Below are 550 nucleotides of genomic sequence, written 5' to 3' on the forward strand. Positions count from 1 at the left end.
TCACCTATGGAAACGCTGCTAACCGAACAAACCACCGCTGGCGACAAAATAATTACGCCGTTCCCGTATCTGCTGTCCTCACAGCCGGTAGGCGGTCGGAACGTGTCTGCGGTGCGGTCGCAGTCGGGCGATAGCAGTTGCTCCCGCTGGCCTCGGCCGGCCACTGAGGGCCGCCGGGTCGGCGGCCCTCAGATCTCCCTCTATGCGGTCACACCAGGTGGATCGTACACTTCTCCCCGATCAAGCATGTGGTAGATCGACACCAGCATCTTCCGAGCTGCTGCTACGATTGCTTTCTGTGAGTTCTTCCGGCTTGCTAACCGGTCATAGAACCGACTCAAATACTCGTCGTTACACGTATGAACCGCGGTGTTAGCTGCTTGCACAAGCAGCCATCTCACACGACCTGATCCACGTTTCGAGATGCTCCCTTCGATCCGCGAGTCGCCTGACTCGCGGATCACCGGGTTCAATCCGACGTAACTGACGACTTCTTTGTCACCGTCAAACCGGTCGATCCCACCTAGCTCCGCGTAGATCGTCAGCGCCG

General features: G+C 58.4%; 1 protein-coding gene. It reads right to left on the reverse strand.

Annotated features, from left to right (window positions below):
- Nucleotides 1–200: 200 nt before the first annotated feature.
- A partial coding sequence (locus tag ACR3FF_RS27350) for a transposase (protein WP_458191248.1) occupies nt 201–550 on the reverse strand: 350 nt, incomplete at its 5' end.

The sequence above is a fragment of the Haladaptatus ordinarius genome (assembly GCF_054177595.1).